This is a genomic window from Marinilabilia rubra (genome assembly GCF_003121985.1).
GTDB classification, from domain to species: domain Bacteria; phylum Bacteroidota; class Bacteroidia; order Bacteroidales; family Marinilabiliaceae; genus Marinilabilia; species Marinilabilia rubra.
This window is the reverse complement of sequence record NZ_QEWP01000042.1, coordinates 1-3,225: the sequence shown is the minus strand read 5'-3', so window position 1 is coordinate 3,225 and position 3,225 is coordinate 1. Positions and strand designations below refer to the sequence as shown.

The window sequence follows — 3,225 nt, the reverse complement described above, 5'->3', positions numbered from 1 at the left end:
AAAAGTTCATTGACATATTGGAAAACATAAGACTCAAAAAGCAAAACGAGCACACTAAAAAAATAGTAGTGCTTTAGTGTACGTTTTTACCAGCAATGGTAAAAACACCAACTAAGAAAGTAGAAAAGGGCGCATGGCGGATGCCTAGGCTCTCAGAGGCGAAGAAGGACGTGATAAGCTGCGAAAAGTCACGGGGAAGTGCAAATAACTAATGATCCGTGAATATCCGAATGGGGCAACCCACTATGCTGAAGGCATAGTATCCTTTCGAGGAAGCAAACCCGGGGAACTGAAACATCTAAGTACCCGGAGGAAGAGAAAACAAAAGTGATTCCCCAAGTAGCGGCGAGCGAACGGGGAAAAGCCTAAACCATCATTGTTTCGGCAAAGATGGGGTTGTAGGACTGAGCTGTAGGTTATTAATTTGAAGTGGAAGCATCTGGAAAGTTGCATCAAAGAGGGTGACAATCCCGTACACGTAAAGATTAACAATCTTATCAGTATCCTGAGTAGGACGGGACACGAGAAATCCTGTCTGAATCAGCCGGGACCATCCGGTAAGGCTAAATACTCCTGAGAGACCGATAGTGAACAAGTACCGTGAGGGAAAGGTGAAAAGCACCCCTGGCAGGGGAGTGAAAAAGTACCTGAAACCGTGCGCCTACAAGCAGTCGAAGCCCTTTCGTGGGGTAACGGCGTGCCTTTTGCATAATGAGCCTACGAGTTATACCTTACCGGCAAGGTTAAGTCCTTAAAGGGATGCAACCGAAGCGAAAGCGAGTCTGAACAGGGCGCTATAGTCGGTATGGATAGACGCGAAACCAGGTGATCTACCCATGGTCAGGTTGAAGTCCCGGTAACACGGGATGGAGGACCGAACCAGTAAACGTTGAAAAGTTTTTGGATGAACTGTGGGTAGGGGTGAAAGGCCAATCAAACCTGGAAATAGCTCGTACTCCCCGAAATGCATTTAGGTGCAGCCTTATGAAAGTTTAGCACAGGTAGAGCTACTGATAGGACGCGAGGGTTTCATCGCCTATCAACTCCTGACAAACTCCGAATGGTGCTAAATGATTCATAGGAGTGAGGGCATGGGTGCTAAGGTCCGTGTCCGAGAGGGAAAGAACCCAGACCACCGTCTAAGGTCCCCAAATGTATGCTAAGTTGAAGAAAACGCGGTATGGTTGCACAGACAGCTAGGATGTTGGCTTGGAAGCAGCCATTCATTTAAAGAGTGCGTAACAGCTCACTAGTCGAGCGACCGTGCATGGATAATAATCGGGCATCAAGCATGCTACCGAAGACGTGGATTGATAATTTATTATCACTGGTAGGGGAGCATTCCAAGTCCGCCGAAGCAGTACTGTGAGGTATTGTGGAGGAATTGGAAAAGCAAATGTAGGCATAAGTAACGATAATGGAGGTGAGAGACCTCCACGCCGAAAGACTAAGGTTTCCTGATCAACGCTAATCGGATCAGGGTCAGTCGGGTCCTAAGGATAACCCGAAAGGGGAAGCCGATGGCAAGCAGGTCAACATTCCTGCACCAGCTATACACTAAAAGTGACGGGGTTGAGAGGTATCTGAGTGCTGACGGAATAGCACCCTGAGCCTAGGCTACGGCCGAAGCGAAGATAAGCATCGACTTCCAAGAAAAGCGAGTATAGCTGCCCGTACCGTAAACGGACACACGTAGTTGGGTTGAGTATACTAAGGCGCTCGAGTGATCCGCGGCCAAGGAACTAGGCAAATTAGTCCTGTAACTTCGGGAGAAAGGACCCCCGTTCACACTTTCGGGTGTGCGTGGGGCGCAGAGAAATGGCCCAGGCGACTGTTTACCAAAAACACATGGCTTTGCTAAATCGTAAGATGATGTATAAGGCCTGACACCTGCCCGGTGCCGGAAGGTTAAGAGGAGATGTTAGTTTCGGCGAAGCATTGAATTGAAGCCCCGGTAAACGGCGGCCGTAACTATAACGGTCCTAAGGTAGCGAAATTCCTTGTCGGGTAAGTTCCGACCTGCACGAATGGTGCAACGATCTGGGCACTGTCTCAGCCGCGAGCTCGGTGAAATTGTAGTACCGGTGAAGATGCCGGTTACCCGCAACGGGACGGAAAGACCCCGTGAACCTTTACTGCAACTTAACATTGATTTTGGGTAAGTGATGTGTAGGATAGGTCGGAGACAATGAAGCGGTATCGCCAGGTATCGTGGAGTCGCCCTTGAAATACGACCCTTTGCTTGCTTGGAATCTAATCTCACAGTGTGAGAGACATTGTTTGGTGGGTAGTTTGACTGGGGTGGTCGCCTCCAAAAGAGTAACGGAGGCTTCCAAAGGTTCCCTCAAGACGATTGGTAACCGTCTGCAGAGTATAATGGTACAAGGGAGCTTGACTGTGAGACCTACAAGTCGATCAGGTGCGAAAGCAGGGCATAGTGATCCGGTGGTTCCGAATGGAAGGGCCATCGCTCAAAGGATAAAAGGTACTCCGGGGATAACAGGCTGATCGCCGCCAAGAGCTCATATCGACGCGGCGGTTTGGCACCTCGATGTCGGCTCGTCACATCCTGGGGCTGGAGAAGGTCCCAAGGGTTGGGCTGTTCGCCCATTAAAGTGGCACGCGAGCTGGGTTCAGAACGTCGTGAGACAGTTCGGTCCCTATCTGTTGTGGGCGTAGGAGATTTGAGAGACCCTGTCGTTAGTACGAGAGGACCGCGATGGACAGACCACTGGTGCATCAGTTGTTCCGCCAGGAGCATCGCTGAGTAGCTAAGTCTGGAAGGGATAAGTGCTGAAAGCATCTAAGCACGAAGCCTGTCTCAAGATAAGATCTCCATATAAGGGGCGTTGCAGATTACGACGTTGATAGGCTGCAGGTGTAAATACGGTGACGTATGTAGCCGAGCAGTACTAATTACCCAAAACTTTTAAGTTGGGGAAGATTACTTCCACACTGAAGCATTACTACAAAAGTGTACTCCAAAAGCTTTTTGGATCTTTTCCAATATGTCAAAGATATTGCCTTCAAATCCCCCTCCTTGGGAGGGGTTAGGGGAGGCCCTCATTTAGGTGGTTTTAGCAACAGGGTCCCACCTCTTCCCATTCCGAACAGAGAAGTTAAGCCTGTTAGCGCCGATGGTACTACGTAAAAGTGGGAGAGTAGGTCGCCGCCGATCTTTAAGTAGAAATCCCGGTCTGATTAATTTCAGACCGGGATTTTTTT

General features: G+C 49.3%; 2 rRNA genes. Both read left to right on the top strand.

The window, feature by feature from the left end:
- Window positions 1-110: 110 nt before the first annotated feature.
- Window positions 111-2,937, top strand: a 23S ribosomal RNA gene (locus tag DDZ16_RS20460).
- Window positions 2,938-3,067: 130 nt separating this feature from the next.
- Window positions 3,068-3,178, top strand: a 5S ribosomal RNA gene (gene rrf, locus DDZ16_RS20455).
- The last annotated feature ends 47 nt before the right edge of the window (window positions 3,179-3,225 follow it).